Below are 19049 nucleotides of genomic sequence, written 5' to 3'. Positions count from 1 at the left end.
ACTAAAACAAATTTATTTTAAATAAAATCAACATTTGTTAAACTTAATTACGGGGCAATTGCTTGAAACGCTACAATTAAAAACTAAAAATTTGCTATTTTATTTTGTGTTTATTTTATCAATGTGGGTAAATAGTTTATCATTAACCTTATTTGTTTGAGATAGAGTGGGGTTTGAAATGATTTCTTTATAATTAAATAACAATTTTAAAACATGACGCCCTGAAAAATGCAGTAATGATTGATAAATTTAAGGCAGCTACTTTTATTTATTTCCAATAAAATGAATGCATGGAGAAGCGTTTTAAAATCTGTTTTGGCAATTTTTTATAGAATTTACCGCTTTTATACCCCAGCCATTTTGCCCCCAAAGAGAATACTGAATTTAGAATAATGCTCTTTTTATGTTTTAAAACATAGTTTAATTCAGATCTCATGAATTTGAAGCCTTCGCCCGTGGGCTTGCCAAAATCACGTACCAGCCATTTATTCTGCTCATGGAAAACCCGCGTATCAAAGTACCTCCTAAATTCTTGCAAAAGGGTATAGGTATGAGAGTGGTAAACAGTAGCATCTGCTACATAGGCTTTTTTGTATCCGGCTGTTAACATTTTGGCGGCAACAATCGCGTCTTCACCCATAATAGAATCTGTTGGGAAACCACCAATCGCCAAAAGAGCATCCCGCCTGTATGCAGCAAAAGAATTGGAGCAGAAAGATACTTTAAACCCCATTAGTGCTATATCATCATATGATCTGACATGTGATATGGCAGGGTAATTATATAAACGTGCATGGCTTTCTAGTGTTTGAGCATTTTTATGAGGAAGCTGCCTGCCATATGCCATGCCTACCTTGGGATCATTAAAAGCATTAACAATATGGGATATACTGTCGGGAGAGGCTAAGATTGCATCCTGCGTTAAAAAGATGCAGATGTCGGCATTGTCGGATAGCTCAACAAGTTGCTGGCGGGTTTTACCATGATTAAATTCAGATTTGTTAATATTAATTATTTCAAATCCAAATTGCTCTGCTACGAAAATGGTCTTATCTGAAGACCCAGAATCGATAATTAATTTTTTATTGATTTTGATAGACTGATTGTGTATGCTATCGAGAGTATTTATCCATTCTTCTCCAGCATTAAGAGAAGGAATTAATAGCGCAATTTTGAAATTGAATGTCATAAATATAAAAATCCGTATGAAGATTAAAATAATGTTGTTTATAAAGGAGAATAGATTTTTATTATCTACTATAAATAAAAGCCTACTGAATTAAAAACGCAATTAACTTATCCCAATTATTAAAAAACGGTTTGTCAGGATCATTAATCTTATTTGAGTCGAAGGTTAATTTGTCGTCAATTAAAATTTCCATATAATTTGCAAGTTCAACCGGATCATCAGGGTTGAAAAATTTCAAGAAGGAACAATTTGCAGCAGTCTCGTGCGCATATCTTAAGTCTGCCAGAAGCATTGGTTTATTTAGATTTTTAAATTCACTTATAGGCAAACCCCATGTTTCAAGTTTCGATGGAAAAACCATACAGTCAATTTCATTATATAATTCGAAAATTTCCTCTCGTTTCTTCTTCCCATCAAATTTAACTTCTTTGACATGTTGATACCTGTTAAAAAGATTTGTTGCATATCTATTTTCATTGCCCGTAATAGAAAGTATTACATTGAAATCAGTTCGTTTTTTTGAAAGCAATGATGCAGATTCCAAAAGCACCTGGAAATTTTTGGGAACCCTTGGAAAGGCGGGATAGAAGAAAGTAAACTTCTCCTTTTTTTGCTGAAGTGGATGGACATCTTCTTTTAGAGGTACTTTAACATCAACAACCGGATAGGCAACGATGGTTTTTACTTTGTAATTACGTTCAAACTCTTCCCTTAACCATTGTTGCTGAACGATCACATATTCGTTTTTTTTAATATTTATTCTGTACAAAAATTTGTAGAAAAGGCAAAACAAGAAAAACGTAGGATCGGTAAATAGCTCATTGCCCTTCATGCTATAAAAAGGGGCGGGGTTATGGCAATAAACAACTTGTTTACATGTCACGATAGGTGTCATATCATGTAATGCTATCCATAAATCGGGATTAAATATCTTTTCTAATTTTCGACACTGAAAATATTCAAAATAAACTCTTCTAAACCATGACGATTTGATTTGGGGGAATTCAATTACATTAAAATATTCTGCATATTTCTTTACCAAGCTTACTTTATGAACCAATACTGTAACTTGAATGTTTTGTTTGCGAGCAATCGTATCTAATGATGCTAAGCAATCATTTAAAACACTCAAAGGACCACCCTCGTTAAAGTTAACGGCAGATACTACAATTTTTGTTAAATTACTTTTTCCCATTTTTGTGTTTCAAAATTATACTTTTTAATAACCCTTGCCGGCGTACCAACTGCGATACAATAAGCGGGAATAGATTTAGTCACAACAGACATGGATCCAATAATACTCCCTTTACCTATATTTACTCCTGGCAAAATGGCGGTAAACTCACCAATCCATACGTCATCTTCGATATTGACAGCTTTTCCAAATAATGGTCTTTTATTGGGTGGCGTAAGAGGAGAGCTGTGGATTTCTGGATCTGAATAATTACCATGATTATGGTCCGAAATGAACACGTTGCTGGCAATTAATACATTATTGCCGATTTTTATTGAATATTTGGCACCTATGTGAACAGAATTATTCATTACAATGTTATCACCAAACTCAATGATTTTTTTCTTCTTTGAGTAGTCAATTTCACGAACTGTCACTTCGATCCTGCAGTTTTTCCCTGTAGTAAGTTTTCTTCCAAAATCTATAAACTTTTTCCCCCTAATTTCGATTGGCAGTCTGATAAGTCTTGCATTTTTATAAAAGAGAAGCGTGTTTATGTATATAAAGACATTAACGAAGCAACCTTTATAGCCATATATATTAATAGCAGTTTTTATTTTGTTTAACATACAGAAGATGGTTTGGACTTTGCAAAGAAAGAATTTATACTAAGATGCCAAAGCTAATCTTTCGGCATTCGACTTTAATTTTAAAAAATAGTATGTAAATACAAAAAAGTACATTTCTGCAGGAAAATAATGGCCTTCTCGAAATAGCTTATATAAAAAATACAAAATTATGCCCCTTGATATCTTATAGTTATCCTCATAGCCGCAATAATTTTTTATTATAAAATAACAAACGCCTATTAAGCCTACTATACCTAATTCAGATAGTATTCTAAGCGTTAAAGAATCGGCGTCGGTTGAGTTAATAAACATCAACTCTTCGTTGTCTCCATAGCCTTCAATCCCTGTTATATCATAAATAAATTGCTTACTACTTAATGGATGCGAACCTATACCATGTCCAATAAAGGCGTTGGATTTTAGTACCTGTAGCGTCACAAATGAATTGGTTGCCAAAGCCAAAGTGCTTGAATTAACATTAGATACATCAAATTCGTTAAATACCCCTAAGGTATCGTTGGCCCTGAATTTAACATTGTCAATATAAGTATACGCTAAGACGCCAATTAATACGGCCACAAAAGTAAGTGATAGGGTTGCAAATATATTTACCTTCTTTTTGATCATGACCAAACCTATCAGCATCCCTATATACCCAATTGAGGACATGCTTAATAAAAACGCTATTAAGATGACGACGAATTTCTTTTTATATTTTGAAAAATTGGTCATATAGTAATAGTAAGCAGGTAACACTGTACCCGTAAAATGTGCAGGTTCCTGTAATAAGCTATGTAATCTATATGAACTATCAAAGCTCACCAAAATGAAAAAAAGCGGAATTCCTATCAGAGATAAAATAAAGCAGATATTACAATATTTTAAAAAGATGTCTTTAACATCGAATTCAAAGCATAGAAAAAAATTGTAGAAGTATATGCTCATGAATGAGATCCCGAATACCTGAAAAATGATTTTCGAAAATTGGTTGTTGTATAAAAAAATAGTGCCTATACCTACAGTAAATATATATATCAAACTGTACAACCAATATTTAGGAATGGTAAGATCGCCCCTTATCTGTTTTATAACAAAGTAATTGCATAAAATTATTATATAAACAAGTTTAAAATCAAACCCAATATTAATATATAGTGATTCTGAAAAAACACCGAACAAGGTACTATATATTAAATAATTTTTCATTGTACTCAACGCAACTGTTTCAGAAATTAACTGCTTGTATTTTATGTACTGTAATAAAAAATGTATTATTTTGATAAATAACCTTTTATTCTCCGCAAAAAATACATTATTAACCCAGCATAAAACCGTACATAGGCTTTAAGCATCGGTACATTTCTCGAATCTCTTTTTGCTTTTAAAACTTCTTTAAAAAGAAAAAGACCATTACTACTTACGCCCCCTTCCCTCATCTTTACCGTTATAATATTTACAAATCCGGCTTTTAAGTTTTTTCCGGCTTTTAATAGCAATGCATAATCTCCCGCGCTTTTATAAGATTCATCGAAGTGTCCGTATTTTTCAAAAAAAAATTTACTATGCAACGCCCCACTATGGATAGTTACCATAGTATCATTAAATACCTTCCAATACCATGGCTTTCCAATAAGCCTTAATAAATTAAGGTCTTTGTCTACATATTCCATAACCGATGATACAAAATCAAATTCTGTTCCCTGTTGGCTTTGATTAATATAGTCAACATAGTTTTCTATTGCATCGTTTAAATAAATATCATCCGCCCCTAAAAATGAAATCCAATCTCCTTTTGCAATTTTCAAACCTTTGTTCCAGGCATTATAAATCCCATTGTCAGGTTCACTAATCCAATAAGTTATGTATTTATCATATTTTTTTAATACATCTAAAGTGCCGTCTGTAGATCCTCCGTCTATAATGATATATTCTATATTTTTATAACTTTGGTTAACTACGCTACAAATGGTTTGTTCAATTGTGTTTACTGCATTAAACGACGACGTTATAACAGAAACCAGGGGCTTATTCATTATTATTTTACAAGTTGACATAATTACCGCTAAATACGGTGATAGACATTGGAATACGCATTTGCGACGTTAACACTTTTACACTCAAGAAGCGGTTGGATATCGGGTATGTAGCTTACAGGATTATTCATGACGTTTTTTAAGCCGGTTTTAATTGAGGAAATTGAATCTGGATTAACAAGTTGGCTATTATTATAGTACTTCTGTCGAGCATAAGCCCTGTCAGCAATAATCAAAGGTTTACGTAAAACTGCTGCTTCAAGTAAGGCTATAGGTTGTTGTTCTGCAAAGCTTGGTAAAGCTAATGCCGTGCAATTAGCAAAATATTTAATTAGCTCATCAGAGTTTTCTTTTAATCCATTTATCCAGGTAATATTATTGCTTTGTTTTATAATGTTATTTAATTCATCGGCATATTTCTCTTCTCCATTTAGCACCTTACCAATTAGAAGTAGGGGGATCTTTGCTTCGAGGCAGCTTTTTGCTAAACTGACTTGATTTTTACGATTGCATATATTACCTACTGCTAATATGTACGGGTTTTCCGGGTTTGAACTTTGTCTGTAATTGAAAAACTTGTCATCTACTACGTTAGGTATTATACTAACTTTTTGGTTAGGTATCTTTAAAATATTATGACAAACTTCTGCTTGTTTATCATTTACAACAACTACCATATCGATACTTGGTAGCATTTCCTTAATTAGCCTTTGTTTATAGATCAGAGATGATAAATGAAATTTAAATTTCTGAATATTAGATTCGTAGTAGTTTAAAAGAGCGGTGACTACAACCTTTTTATTGGCTCTTTTTGCCCAGTAAACATTTTCGTAGTTCCCCATATCAAGGCCCCAGCAATGTAAAATATCAAAGTTATCATCTCTATCCCAAACATCAAGCTTGTTTACATTTAAGCCTAATTGTTTGATAGCATTGAATGTAGATAACATTTGTATTTCGAAACCACCAAATGCGAAGCTATGGGGTTGGTATGGTAAAAATTTAATTTCCATAAATTAAGTCGTCTGAAATTTTATTAAATAAGTTATTTACCATTCCAGCAGATAAAAATTCATTGTAAGCTTCAGAGTACTTTTCGCCGGTAAAATTATTGCTATCGTTAACAATTTTTAAAATAGTATCAATTAGATGTTGTTTATTGTTAACATCACATATATAGTTCAATAAGTTTTGGCTAAAAAACTGGGTTACTGAACTGTATGTCGGGCCATAAATGAGTATTGGTTTTTGATACTGAATAATTTCGGCAACTTTTTGAGGAAAAGATGTTTTTACAATTTGTACATCTTCTTTATCGAAAGAATATGGTATAATAAAACACTGGCAATTGTTATAAATTCCCATCAACTCATCGCGATTGCTAACGGTAGAATAAAACGTTGTAGAAGGATTAAAATTTAAGCTACTATATTCATTTATACTGGTATAAGTTTGAACTTGAAGTTTTAAATCCTTATCGCATTTTCCACTTAGGTTTATTTCATTGAGCATAAACGATAATTCTAATAGTGGCTTATTATATAAAAAACTTAATCCTCCGGTAAATAAAAATGTAAAAGAGTTTTCCGGTTTATATTTAGGCAGAGGCTCACGTTTGGTAAAATGTGGTAATAAGATATAGCTTTTCTTATTATATTGAGTTAAATAAGTTTCCTGAAGTCCCGAGCTAATTGTTATCAGAAAATCGGTACTTTTAATTGCCTTGGGTAATAATTTCTTTATAAGAGCAACTTCTATTTTTTGATGTAGTTTTCTGTTTATCAGTTGCAAATCGTCAACAATATAAAGGCCGTGCTTAGCTTTGCCAAATAGGAATTTCAACGTTAGAAATTTCCATAACGGTCCTGAACTTGCTCCAACAAGACAAATCACCATATTATCTGGTTTATTAATAATTTGGCCGATTTTCCTTAAGTTTAAAATAAACGACAAAGGTATAATTAATTTTTTTATGCCTTTTATTTTGTAAAAGGCCGTTAATTTTTTATCGCAAACGTGAACATCGATACCAGAATTATCATCTTTTATTTCTTCTTCCTTTATGTTATGTCCGTGACAGAAGGTGATTAGTTGAGGATTTTTTTCTTTAGTAGCTAATAAAATATTGTATAATAAAACCGAAATACCAGACCCTTTACTTTTTAGAGCAGGGTTTTCAGAGAAAAAAATCAATTTATTATTCTTCAAAATCAGTAAGTTTAGGTTGATAATACCCGAAAGGTGAAACTACGAGTTCTGTGCTTTTTCTTTTTTTGATAACCTTTGCCGGAATGCCTACCGCAATTGAATAGGGTGCTATGTCTTTATTGACAACTGACCCGGCGCCTATTATTGCTCCCCGGCCAATTGTAACTCCACCTAAGATTGTTACATTAGCCCCAATCCAGTTTTCTCCCTCTATTTTTATTGATTGGTTTGTTAAAGGTTCATAATTACTGGTATTATGCCCACCTGCTATAACGGTTAAACCAATGGCTGTTTGTACATAATCGCCAATGATTACTTTATCAAAAGCCCAAATTTTATTATAATGGCCAAGTGAACAGTTTGTCCCAATGGTGATATTCCTGGGGTAAATAATCCTAAAGCCGCGATCAATAAAACAATGGTAGTTGATTTTCAATCCTAAGAGTTTTAATAAAAAGATTTTTAAATTTCTGATTCCATCTGTTTCAAATGTTATCAGATCACCTAAATTCAAAACAATTATGGTAACTAACGATACTACGTCTTTGTAAAACTTTTTCATTAGCTTAAGCTTAATTAAGTTTTTAATTAATATTATAACTACTTCCGAATTCGGGCTTTTAACCTGTCAAAAAAACGAACAAGTCGTGAAACAGGTCCGAGATCAGTTAAAGAAAGAATATCGGCATGCCATTTATCTGCCTTTGCATTTCTGATTATTTCGGTTGGATGAATAAGCGAATCTAAAGAATAGGTTTTTAGATTCTCTAAAAAATGCTCTGTGTTAGTATGCGTTCCTCGACTATCAAAACCAATATTCTTCACCAGGTTAACCTTTGGCATGATACTAAGACCATTATTTTTCCAACAGTAATAAAACCATTGATAATCCCAGGTATCTATTTGACCATTTCTAACGCGATTGAAGATATCTCGCCAATATTTTTTCTCAAATTTATCTGTTACAAAACCATTAAAGTCCCATTTATCGTCGTAGTCTGTTAAATAAAAATCGTACTTTTTCCATGCGCGCTTCCATGTAGCCCACCCCCACATATAACAGGCGTAAGTAAAAAAGTATGAATGTTCTGACACTTCACTCAAGTGGAAGTTACTACCAGAGATGTGCATTATCCGTTCATCAGATTTATATCTTAATAAAAGATCTTCGCAAAATTCGAAAAAACTTTCATTGGCAATGCAATCATCTTCTAATATAATTCCACTTTCAACATGGTCAAAAAACCAGTTTATAGCACTTGAGACACCTTTTCCACAACCGTAATTTTCATTTCTGAATAATGTGTGAACCTCACATTTCCAATCGATCTGCCCTAACATATATTTTCGGATATTATCAACTAACTCTGCTTCACCAACTTTAGTTATTCTTGGTCCGTCAGAGGCAATAAAAATACTTTCTGGTTGATATCTCCTAATCGCTTTTAAAGTGCGCTCAAGCGTATCAAGCCGATTAAATGTCAATAATAATACAGGTTGCTTCATCTTAAATTCATCGTTAACCAACTAATGATGGCTTGTGTTTGTTTGTTTCGTTTAGGTATCAATTTCATCAATTCTTTTTTCATATTGAATGTACCCGATAATTTTTATTTAATAAAAAAGAGAATGGATTTACTTTGGAGATAAAAAATATGTCTTGTAGATTTTTGAAATGCGAAATAGAGATATGACGCAAAAAACTGCGAAATCAAAGTAGCGATGGCTGCCCCATTAATTCCGTATCTGGGTATCAAAATAAAGTTCAGTGTCACATTTAAAATAAGCCCCAAAATAGATTTCCTGAAATTGTGAATATTCAAATTTTCAATCACCAGTATATTATTTATCCCTACCCCCCAAAAAACAAAAATCCCAGTCCAAATACTAATATTTAAAGCAAAAGCGGCCTCCCTGTACACCTTACCAAAAAGCATATTCACTATTTCAACAGAAAAGGAATTAACAACAATTGAAATCGAAAAGCTGATAAAAAATAAAATTTTAAGGAGAAGCAATACAAGCTTATAATAACTGTCTTTATTATCTTTCATTTTTACAAGCTTGGGATATAAAGTTGATGTTAAAATCATTGGTATAAAATACCATAGTTCTGTAACCCGTACAGATACAGAATATTCACCAACAGCCTTATGACCAGCTAAATTATCAAGCATAATCTGATCAACTCTCATATAGAACAAAACTATAATACTTGATAACATTAGTGGCCAGCACTCTATTAACAATTGTTTAACTAAGCTGAATTTAAGCCTCCATAAAAGTAGATTTTTAAGCTTGTAAAATATTATTAAACCAAATATCGCCAAAAAACTTTCAGATACTATAGCAACAACTATGATTACTAAACTAAACCCCTTTATGATGAAAAGCGCTTTAACAACTGAAGAAATGATGAAAGCGCCGTTTTTTGCTATTACGGTTTTTCTCGATTGTAATTTTGCCTGAAAATCGTAATCAATTACGTCAAAGCAAGAAAATATTGGCGACAAAGAAACAATAAAAGTGATAAGAAGCAAGTTTTTATCACTATCACTAATTGCTACGTACAAACAGCATATGCATAAAGAGATGATCCCTCCAAAAACGCGTAAGAAAAAAGCCGTTCCGATAAAAAAAAAATTGCTTTCCGGATGATCTATAACCTTTTTTATAATTATCTGATCTAATCCCAAAGTAGATAACGCACTCATCAAAGCAACTAAAGCTGTAGCGTAATTTAATTTACCGAATGATTGCGGACCAAGATATCGTGCGACCCATATGCCCACGATCAGACCAACACCCAAACGCAAAAATCTGTCAAAAAACAACCAGAATGCATTGCTTGCCATCTTCTTCATATCCGTAACCGAACTGATTTTTTTATATAAATTAGCAATGATCATAATTGAAAATTATTTGAATTACAAGCATAGTACAACAAAGCAATTCAAGTAGTGAGTGTTTAAAACAATAAATTAGATTGTGAGATATATGGCTTAAAGTTGAAGCTTTAAAAATTATCGCATCATATTTTTGTAAGCTTTTCTTACCATGATAAAAAATGCACAAAAAATGGTGGCTATAAAAAAACCGGCTAAAAGACATTTAGGTTTACTTGGTTTTTCCGTTAAAAGCGGCAATACGGGGCTATCTATCAATTGTATTAAAGGCGTCTCTTGCCTTAATGAAATTTTCGCCAACTCAAGATTTTTAACAAGTTCACCATAAATCCCGGTGTTTGCCTGTACATCAACCTGTTTTTTTTGCGAGGGAACCCTTAGCGTTAACAATGACGGGTTAGCGTTGGGGGCGGCGTCTAATTCTGAAGCTACGGCACCTATTGAATTATTAAGAACCGACTTAACACTATCAACTTGCTTTTGTAAAATAAAAACATTGTGTGCTGTTTTTTTTGTTTTTGTTTTTATATAAAAGTCGTTAACAGTTTCAACTAACTTGTTGTTGAACTGCATAGCAAAAGCTTCATCTTCAAATTTTGTATCTACTTCAATGATATTTAACTTTTTATCAGGTTTGCTTACGGTTAGTGAATTTTTGTTGATGTCTATCACTATATTTTTTATAATGCTATCCTGATGCCTGTTAAAATGATCCGGATCTCCGCCGAAATTCATATTTTTCAACTTATCATCTTTTTGCATGGATTTTCTCAAATCCTTAAAGTCGATATACCTGTCAATCATGAGCTGATCTTTACCGTTAAAATTAGCTTTAGCCAATAAAGTTTTCTCAATCATTAAACGTGACTGATAAAGGGCAAATATGTTATCCCCCTCAAATATTCCTCCGTTGCTGCTGCCGCCCAAATTTATTCCTGCTAATGATGCTAATCCTGCGTATTGCCCCATAGCGCCACTTTTTGAGTCTTCTAAAACGAAATTACAGGATGCTACGTATTGAGATTTTTTCAAAAAAGCATAACATGTACCAGTTATTCCGCCTAAGAATCCTATGGCAATTATAATTTCCCAATTTCGAATAAGGTACTTAAGGCCAAGTTGTATTTTGGTAATTAGTTCTTTTATTGAAATCTCATTTTTAGCATTAGGATTTGCGTTTGATGAATCTTGAATCATATCTTGCACAATAGTCTATTTATTCAAACTTAAGATCCCCAGAATAATCGCGCCCAATGAAGCCAGCCCCGTTGTAAACCCTAAAATAGTTTGAGCCGTATTACCCTTGCTTTCCGATTTTTTAGGTACGTATATTTCGCTCCCTGGTTTCACTGACGGATGGTTATTAAAGAACAGGAACTTGCGGGTACCTTTTACAGTCCCATTTGGATAAACGACATAGGCGCCGCGCCTCAAGGCGTCAGGTCCATACCCCCCGGCATTTGAAACAAAATCATTAAAAGACTTTGATTTATCATATACAACGGCACTTGGATAAAGTACCTGTCCGTTAACACGCACAACCTGCTGTTGCTTGGGCACCCTTATAACGTCGCCATTTTCTAAAAGTAAGTCGGTTTTTGAGCCTGGAGATTTCAGGATTTTATCCAGTTCAATACCTACATAGTTGTTTCTTAATTGTGTGGTATCAGTAGATATGTTTGTGGAGTCTTTATACGATCTTTTTAAGCGGTTAATCCGTGCCGAACGCTCTGCATTAATAGAGGCAGTATCCGTTTTATTTTTATCAATACCCAAAATAGCAAAGTTGTCACGTTTTAATGAACCGCCCGCAGCGTCTGCCGAAGCAGTAAGCCCGCCAGCTCTGGCAATGAGGTCTGATATCTTCTCGTTTTTACTTTTGATGGTATACGAGCCCGGATATAAAACTTCACCTTCTACTTTTACCGTTTTTTGTTTTTCATAGCCAGGTAAACTGTATACTGAAACTATATCAAAAGGAGTAAGGACAAAATTGGCATCGGCAGGTTTAAGATTGCCATCAATATTTACACTGAATACTTGAGATACTGAACTGTTTTTTGATGACGGGTCGGCATCCGTTACCCGCCTGGCTACTTCAATACGGTTTGTACTTGCGCCTTCTGCGAACCCACCTGCTTTTAAAATAAGGTCTTCTACTTTCATGTTTTCTGAGAAAGCAAATTTCCCCGGTTTTCTCACGTTGCCGTTAATGACAACAGTATATTTATCCCTTAAATCAAATATGGATGAAATATTGATGATGTCTTCGCGCTGTAGCTGGATATTCGTTGTCTTGTTAATAACATCCTTAACATTAAAACCTATTATTTCAGTACTGTTATCTGGTTTTAAACGGGTAATTGTACCGCGTTCGGTAAAGGCGTCCTCTTTCAAGCCCGCAGCTTTTTCAATTAACTGCAGTAAGGTTAAACCATTTTGTAACTCATAATCGCCTGGCCTGAAAACGGCTCCTTTTATAACTATACGGTTCTCAAATCTGTATATAATAGGCTCAATCGTATACTTATCGCCTCGTAAGGGGATATAGTTTTTATAATCGGCTTCCAACACGTCGGTTATTTTACGTTGCTGATCGCTTACCTGGGATACTTTAATCCTTGCGGTGTAGGCGCTGTCGGTAAAGCCGCCTGCATAAGTTATAACGTTATCGAGGCTTTCTCCCGGTAATACTTCAAATAGTGCCGGTATTTTAATCTCGCCAACAAGTTGCACCCTGGTACGGTATGTTGGTACACGTACTATATCCTGATCCTGCAATGTAATATTATTTTTCTGATCTCCTTTTAGCAGAAAATCATAAACGTCCAGGTGCCTGACAATGCGGTTGTTCCTGATAATTTCTATCTGTCTTAAACTTCCGTTGTCATTAGGGCCACCTGCAGTATATAACGCATTAAAAACAGTGGCGAGTGAGGGTAGGGTATAGGTACCGGGTTTAGCTACCTGACCAATAATTATAACCTGGATACTTCGAATATTACCAAGTGTAACCTGCACGCTTGTTCCGCGGCCAATAGCGTAGTTATTTGCGGCAAGCTTACTTTTTATCAAGGCCGTAGCTTGTTCAATGGTTTTACTGCCCACATTCAAAATACCAACTCCCGGAATGTTTATAATCCCTTCCGGCGATACATCAAGTTTCCAGTTTACCAATGAGCTACCATAAACATTAATGTTAAGCTGATCGTTAGGGCCAACAATATAATTTAGCGGAGTAGCCAACTTAAGATTGGGTTCAAACGAGCTGTTTTTGTTTTTGAAAATATCGGCCCCGAAAATTTTCGGTTTTAAGCTTTCAAATAAATCCTTATTAGTAAAAACAGTATCAGTATCGGGTTTATAGTTAAGCTGTCGTCCCTGCTGATTGAGCGTTGTATCAGATTTATTATTGGATGATTCGTTGCTTTTGGTTCTTAATTTTTTTATCCGGATCTCTAATTTTTGAACTTGAGCTACCGACATTCCGCGGTTTTGAGCCTGTTGTAGTAATTCAGTATCAGTTAAGCTGGCCTTTTGGGCTTGCTGCAGCAACTGAATTATTTGCTGATCTGATAGATCATCAACATTGATAGAAGAAATGTTTTGTAAACTGGTTTGGGCTGTGATATTAGTAACCGCTCCGAAGCTAAGCAAAGCAATTAATAATATGAAAAAACGAAATTTGTTCATACGTAAAGGTTATCAGAGTATAAAAATAACACTCCAATAAGTGATATTATTTTCTGCAAAAGTAAACAATTTCCCATTTTAAGGGCAGAGGGTGATTTTTTTATTTGTAATATAAGTAAGGTGTTGGTCAATAAACTTAAAATGAGCTCAAAAATTGTCCGTCAATTAAAAAAATAAGTGAAATTAATTCTTGCATGTAAATTAAAGGTCGAGCCATTTTTGTATTCATAATTGAGCGTGTAAACCGGGGTAGCCTCGGCAGAAACCAGGTAGTTTTTAAATTTCAGATTGGTATAGAACGTACCGGCAATATCTACCCAATGTAAGTTGTAGGAGTTAGTACCAGCGAAGGCTTGATAATATAAATCATTGTTGTGAAGTTGCCTTTCTAACATTAAACCATAAGAATTGTAATTTTTAAGGTAACTTATATCAAAGATAAAGCTGTTACCTCCCGGACCAATCCCTGCACCTAAATACCTGCCGTAATTGGTGTATCCGTCTCTGGGGCTTATTGAATGAACATACCAAAAAGGCTCATCTCTCAATAAATAGGTTGGCGCCCTTTGAAGCTGTGTTATTTCTGATTTGATTTGTATAAATCCACCGCGGCTTAGTTCAAACAGCTTTCGGCCGCCAAACGTATATGCTGCTGAATGCTCAGGCTCTTCTATAAGATCTGAAAGGCTTCCACTGCGGTCATTACGCCCCCATTCAAAGTAAATTTCGGCTTTGTATAGTGGTAAAAGTTGCCTGATATTTAGTGTATATGCAAAATCCTGCTGGTCTCCGTTTTGTCCATTGTTAACATTATTAGCTTTTTCAGATGATCCGATAATAACCGGAATCAGCTTATGAATAATGTTTTTGTTATGATAAACAGAATCTTTATCAAGATAATCATATGCGGATGCACCGAGGTATAAACCCTTTAACCATTTTGGTTGCCAGTTTACGCTATACGCTGAAATATAACGTGTAACCTTAGGTTTAGGGGTATATAAATTGCTGCCGTAAACAAGCTTACTGACATCGTCAGGAGCAAAGCCAGATTGTTTTAGGTTTCCCCCAATGATTTGCCATTCAAATGAACCTACAGCCGTTTTGACGGGTTTTGTAGAATTGAATGTCCAGTGAAGAAAACCTGGAGCCGAATTACTCATTGTAATAGAGTTTCTTACGCTTGGGCCCCACCACAAATTTTCTGTAGATACTCCGGCTTCCACACTTTTATATGATAATGTGATTTTTGATTGCCCCGGATAAAGGTGCTTTAAAGATGACGTGCCAAATCGTTCGGGGGCATCAATGCCATTTATGGTTCCAAAGTATGCACCCAGAAGCGCAGTGGAGTTATTGTTGGCCTGTACATCGGCAAACGTTGAAAAGTTTTTGTTCTGCGCATAAACAAATTCAGGCTTTACCTGCACGGTTAATATACCGGCCTTTAATAAAAAACCGCCGCTAAGCATACTTTGGTAGCCTGCATTAGGATATAATGATGAATTGTTATAGCCGTAAGGGCGATTTACATTATATTCATTTAGCCAATTGAATGGAAGGATACGCAAACCTGACGGCATACCCATAAAATTGAATTTTAGGTACTCCGGGCTTGCAATTAATGATTGGAGGTTTGAATTAGCCATACTTGAAGCAACAGGCCTTATAACAAAAGATGAATGATTATTGCTATCTCCAGCCACCTGCTGTCTGCGTAGCAGTTCCTCTGCGTAGCTTCCAACGGGTATTGTTTGGCTATAACCCTCTATTGAAGTAAAAAAGCACAGTACGAGAACAATATAAAAGGATCGGATAGTTATATTAGGGTTCATCTAAAAGAAAGGTTTAGGAATTAACAAATTAACCAAATGGTAATATAAAAATATCTTTCTGTTATGTTGATTAAAGCTTAGGTGTACATTTACTAATCTTAAATCAATATTTTACTATTGATTGATATTTCTATTAACAATTATCGGCTTTTTTTTAAAATTCTAAAACGTTTTTTAAAGTTTAATAAAAAAACTACAATTTGGTTACTTATACGGCATGCTTTATCAAATCATTACAATTGCCTTAAATTAAATTTTTGATAGAAAGGTTAGATGTTTTCTTGTAGCTACAAAATTTAGGATGTAGAAGTATGGCTGATAACAATATTTCTGATTTTGTTACAATCTCTTTTTACCCGGATCCTAAAGTCACATTAAACTAATAACGAAAACATGCTAAATTGAGACGATATGCAGGGATTTTGACACAATACGAAGATATCCCGGTAAAGCTTTTCCTTACTTTTACCGTCTGAATAAAACATCAATTATATACTTTTCATGAATTCATCTAACCGATTTAAATTGTTGATGCTACTGGCCTGTATCTATATTACCGGCATTGTGCACGCGCAGGACAGAAAAGCACCTGCTTATCCGCTTATTACGCATAATACTTATTTCAGCATCTGGTCTAACACAGATAAGTTGAACTCCTCTACCACCATGCATTGGACAGGTGCCGAACAATCATTGCTGGGACTCATTAATGTAGATGGTAAGATTTACCGTTTTTTAGGAAAAGAACAAACCAACTACAAGACCTTAATAAGCGCATCAGACGAGGCATCGTACAGTGTAAATTACACCGAAAATAAACCGTCGGGTGACTGGACTTCCTTAAAATATAATGCAGCAGGCTGGAAATTTGGTCAGGCCCCGATTGGTGATGATGAAAAAAATGTAAAAACGTTATGGAAATCGGGCGACATCTGGGTAAGGCGTACGTTTAACTTAAGCGCTGTTGCAGATATTAACGAGCTTTTCCTGAAACTAAACCACGATGACAATGTGGAGGTGTTTCTAAATGGCAGCAAGGTTTATGAAAAAAACGGGTGGACAAGCAGTTTTCAATACTTCCCTATCAGCAAAAAGCTTTTAAAGGCGGTGGGCAACGTGATCGCTATTCACCTGGCCAACTCGGCAGGTGGCCGCTTTTTGGATTTCGGGCTGGTAGATAAATTGAAAAACAGCACGGGATCAATACTACTGGCCGACCAAAAAATGTTGATGTAAACGCCACACAGACCGTTTACAATTTTACTGCCGGTAAGATCAGCCTGCAGCTAACTTTCACATCGCCATTGCTGTTGGACGTTATGAAACTGTTATCGCGCCCGGTATCGTACATTACTTATAAGGTGAATGCAAACGACGGTAAAAATCATGCGGTAAAAATTTTCCTGGGTGCGTCATCAGATATAGCCGTTTATCAACCTACGCAAGTTGTTACCGCGCAAAAATATGCCACCGCAAAACTCTCCATATTAAAAACCGGTACGGTTGAGCAACCAGTTTTGCAAAAAGGCGGCGATGATATGCGGATTGACTGGGGTTACTTTTACGTAGCTGCACCAAAAGCAACGGGAGCGGTTCAGTTTATTACAAAAGGTACTGAAGCAGCTAACGCGTTTGCAAAGGGCGTTGTTTTATCAACTGCATCCCAAGGCCGTTCGCTTTCGTTAAATACAGTAGTCCCTTTCGGCAAGGTGGGTAAAACCGCTGTTGAGCGTTTTATTGAGTTAGGCTATGACGAACGTTTTTCTGTTCAATATTTCAATACTGATCTGAGGCCCTGGTGGAATAACTCGGGTAAAGCTACCATAGAAGGTGAACTAACAGACGCCAATAATGAATATCAGGCTGTTATGCAAAAATGTACAGCCTTTGATAAACAGGTTTATGCAGATGCCTTACGTTCGGGTGGCAAAGAATATGCTTGTATATGCGTATTGGCCTATCGTCAAAGCATAGCGGCCCATGCGCTGGTTAAAAGTCCGGCAGGCGAAACTTTATGGCTATCAAAAGAAAACAACAGTGGAGGCTTTATAAACACGGTTGATGTAACCTATCCATCGGCTCCGCTTTACCTGATCTACAACCCCGAGCTGGTACAAGGCATGCTGAACGGTATTTTCCACTTCAGCGAAACCGGTAAATACCCGCATCCATGGGCCGCGCATGACCTGGGTACTTATCCAAAAGCTAACGGACAAACCTACGGCGAGCCTATGCCAATTGAGGAATCGGGTAACGTGATTATACTTTGCGCCGCCATAGCTAAAGTTGAAGGTAATGCCGACTATGCAAAAAAGCACTGGAAAACCTTAACGAGATGGGTTGATTACCTGGCTAAGGAAGGATTAGATCCTAAAACCCAATTGTGTACTGATGACTTTGCCGGGCACCTGGCCCGCAATGCCAACTTATCGGTAAAAGCTATTGTAGCAATTGCTTGTTACGCTCAAATGGCAGAAACACTGGGCGAAGCTGAAACCGCTAAAAAATACCGCACCATAGCAGAAGGCATGGTACCCGAGTGGATAAAGATGGCTGATGCTGGCGATCATTACGCGCTTACCTTTGATAGTAAAGATACCTGGAGCCAAAAGTATAACCTGGTTTGGGATAGGGTATTAGCTTTGCACCTGTTTCCGCAAAAGGTATATGACACCGAAACCAAATACTATCTCACAAAAGGCAACAAATTTGGTATCCCGCTGGATAGCCGTAAAACATATACCAAAAACGATTGGATAACCTGGACCGCAACGTTTGCGCCTCAAAAAGACCAGTTTGAAGCGCTTATACATCCGCTTTACGTACACGTCCTGGAAACCCCTTCGCGCGTGCCGCTAAATGATTTTTACGATTCAAAAACCGGAATAAGGGAAAACTTTAAAGCACGGAGTGTGGTTGGAGGTTTTTATATGAAAATGCTGGCCGATAAATTAAAAGCAGAATAATTCCTTAATAAACCTATAAGAGCCCTGTCCCTTGTCTTGATAGGAGCAGGGTTCTTTTATTCACCTTGTTCAATTAACAAACGCCTATTATCAAAACGCCGTACCTCATACTATATGATTTACGCGGATAGGGAGTTCTTTCTTTATCCCGCATAGCTCTGCAATATTCTTAAGATAGCCATTTACTTTCTTGTTTCACGATAGCAGCAATTCTCTGTCTTTTCGGCTTGTCTGTAAACGAGAAACGCCCCAAATCATAGGATTTGAGGCGTTTTACAAAAACTTTGTTTTGATGCGGAGAGTTAGGGATTTGTACTTGAGTACTTTTTCGGCCTTACAATCCTTAATATATCGTTATTGTAAAATAGGTCTCTCGTGAGAACCTCTCAAATCAACGTAAATATCACAAACTGATA

The 19049-nt window shown here is 35.5% G+C and carries 15 protein-coding genes; 2 read left to right on the top strand and 13 right to left on the bottom strand.

Annotated elements, in window-relative coordinates; translation table 11 throughout:
• Positions 1-268: 268 nt before the first annotated feature.
• The 13 genes from EAH55_RS25310 to EAH55_RS25250 form a co-directional block, all read right to left on the bottom strand.
• Positions 269-1189 carry a glycosyltransferase gene (locus EAH55_RS25310; RefSeq protein ID WP_121812107.1) on the bottom strand — a complete coding sequence of 307 codons (921 nt, stop codon included), beginning with the start codon at positions 1187-1189 and terminating at the stop codon, positions 269-271.
• Between the two features lie 82 nt (positions 1190-1271).
• Positions 1272-2384: a glycosyltransferase gene (locus EAH55_RS25305; protein ID WP_121812106.1), complete on the bottom strand. Its 1113-nt coding sequence runs from the start codon at positions 2382-2384 to the stop codon at positions 1272-1274.
• Positions 2366-2992 carry an LbetaH domain-containing protein gene (locus EAH55_RS25300; RefSeq protein WP_121812105.1) on the bottom strand — a complete coding sequence of 209 codons (627 nt, stop codon included), beginning with the start codon at positions 2990-2992 and terminating at the stop codon, positions 2366-2368. Before EAH55_RS25300 ends, EAH55_RS25305 begins: the two co-directional genes overlap by 19 nt.
• A gap of 39 nt (positions 2993-3031) precedes the next feature.
• Positions 3032-3724 (bottom strand): O-antigen ligase family protein, encoded by a 693-nt coding sequence (locus EAH55_RS31060; RefSeq protein ID WP_162997036.1) that lies wholly within the window; start codon positions 3722-3724, stop codon positions 3032-3034.
• Positions 3725-4263: 539 nt separating this feature from the next.
• Positions 4264-5025 (bottom strand): glycosyltransferase family 2 protein, encoded by a 762-nt coding sequence (locus EAH55_RS25290; protein WP_162997035.1) that lies wholly within the window; start codon positions 5023-5025, stop codon positions 4264-4266.
• A 29-nt stretch (positions 5026-5054) separates the two neighbouring features.
• A complete protein-coding gene (locus tag EAH55_RS25285; protein WP_121812102.1) occupies positions 5055-6038 on the bottom strand; it encodes a glycosyltransferase family 4 protein in 984 nt (327 codons plus the stop codon).
• Positions 6028-7233, bottom strand: coding sequence for a glycosyltransferase family protein (locus tag EAH55_RS25280; RefSeq protein ID WP_121812101.1), 1206 nt, complete (start codon positions 7231-7233; stop codon positions 6028-6030). Before EAH55_RS25280 ends, EAH55_RS25285 begins: the two co-directional genes overlap by 11 nt.
• On the bottom strand, positions 7223-7795 hold the full coding sequence (locus EAH55_RS25275) for an acyltransferase (RefSeq protein WP_121812100.1): 573 nt from the start codon (positions 7793-7795) through the stop codon (positions 7223-7225). The genes EAH55_RS25280 and EAH55_RS25275 overlap by 11 nt, the downstream gene beginning before the upstream one ends.
• Positions 7796-7833: 38 nt before the next feature.
• Positions 7834-8739 carry a glycosyltransferase family protein gene (locus EAH55_RS25270; protein ID WP_121812099.1) on the bottom strand — a complete coding sequence of 302 codons (906 nt, stop codon included), beginning with the start codon at positions 8737-8739 and terminating at the stop codon, positions 7834-7836.
• 104 nt (positions 8740-8843) lie between these two features.
• Entirely contained in the window at positions 8844-10142 is a 1299-nt protein-coding gene (locus tag EAH55_RS25265) for a flippase (protein ID WP_121812098.1), read from the bottom strand.
• Positions 10143-10256: 114 nt separating this feature from the next.
• Entirely contained in the window at positions 10257-11336 is a 1080-nt protein-coding gene (locus EAH55_RS25260) for a GumC domain-containing protein (RefSeq protein ID WP_121812097.1), read from the bottom strand.
• Positions 11337-11351: 15 nt separating this feature from the next.
• Positions 11352-13832 carry an SLBB domain-containing protein gene (locus EAH55_RS25255; RefSeq protein WP_121812096.1) on the bottom strand — a complete coding sequence of 827 codons (2481 nt, stop codon included), beginning with the start codon at positions 13830-13832 and terminating at the stop codon, positions 11352-11354.
• Positions 13833-13993: 161 nt separating this feature from the next.
• A complete protein-coding gene (locus tag EAH55_RS25250; protein WP_162997034.1) occupies positions 13994-15481 on the bottom strand; it encodes a capsule assembly Wzi family protein in 1488 nt (495 codons plus the stop codon).
• A gap of 687 nt (positions 15482-16168) precedes the next feature.
• On the opposite strand from EAH55_RS25250, the gene EAH55_RS31315 reads away from it, so the two are divergent.
• Together EAH55_RS31315 and EAH55_RS25245 are read left to right on the top strand one after the other, a co-directional pair.
• Positions 16169-16903, top strand: a complete 735-nt coding sequence (locus tag EAH55_RS31315) for a DUF4964 domain-containing protein (protein WP_244228353.1) — start codon at positions 16169-16171, stop codon at positions 16901-16903.
• Complete coding sequence (locus tag EAH55_RS25245) at positions 16849-18633, top strand: glutaminase domain-containing protein (protein WP_317127612.1); 1785 nt, start codon at positions 16849-16851, stop codon at positions 18631-18633. Before EAH55_RS31315 ends, EAH55_RS25245 begins: the two co-directional genes overlap by 55 nt.
• Positions 18634-19049: the final 416 nt, after the last annotated feature.

It is taken from the genome of Mucilaginibacter kameinonensis, assembly GCF_003675385.1.
Classification (GTDB): Bacteria; Bacteroidota; Bacteroidia; order Sphingobacteriales; family Sphingobacteriaceae; genus Mucilaginibacter; species Mucilaginibacter kameinonensis.
The sequence above is the reverse complement of the archived record's forward strand: the minus strand, read 5'-3'. Positions and strand labels throughout refer to the sequence as shown.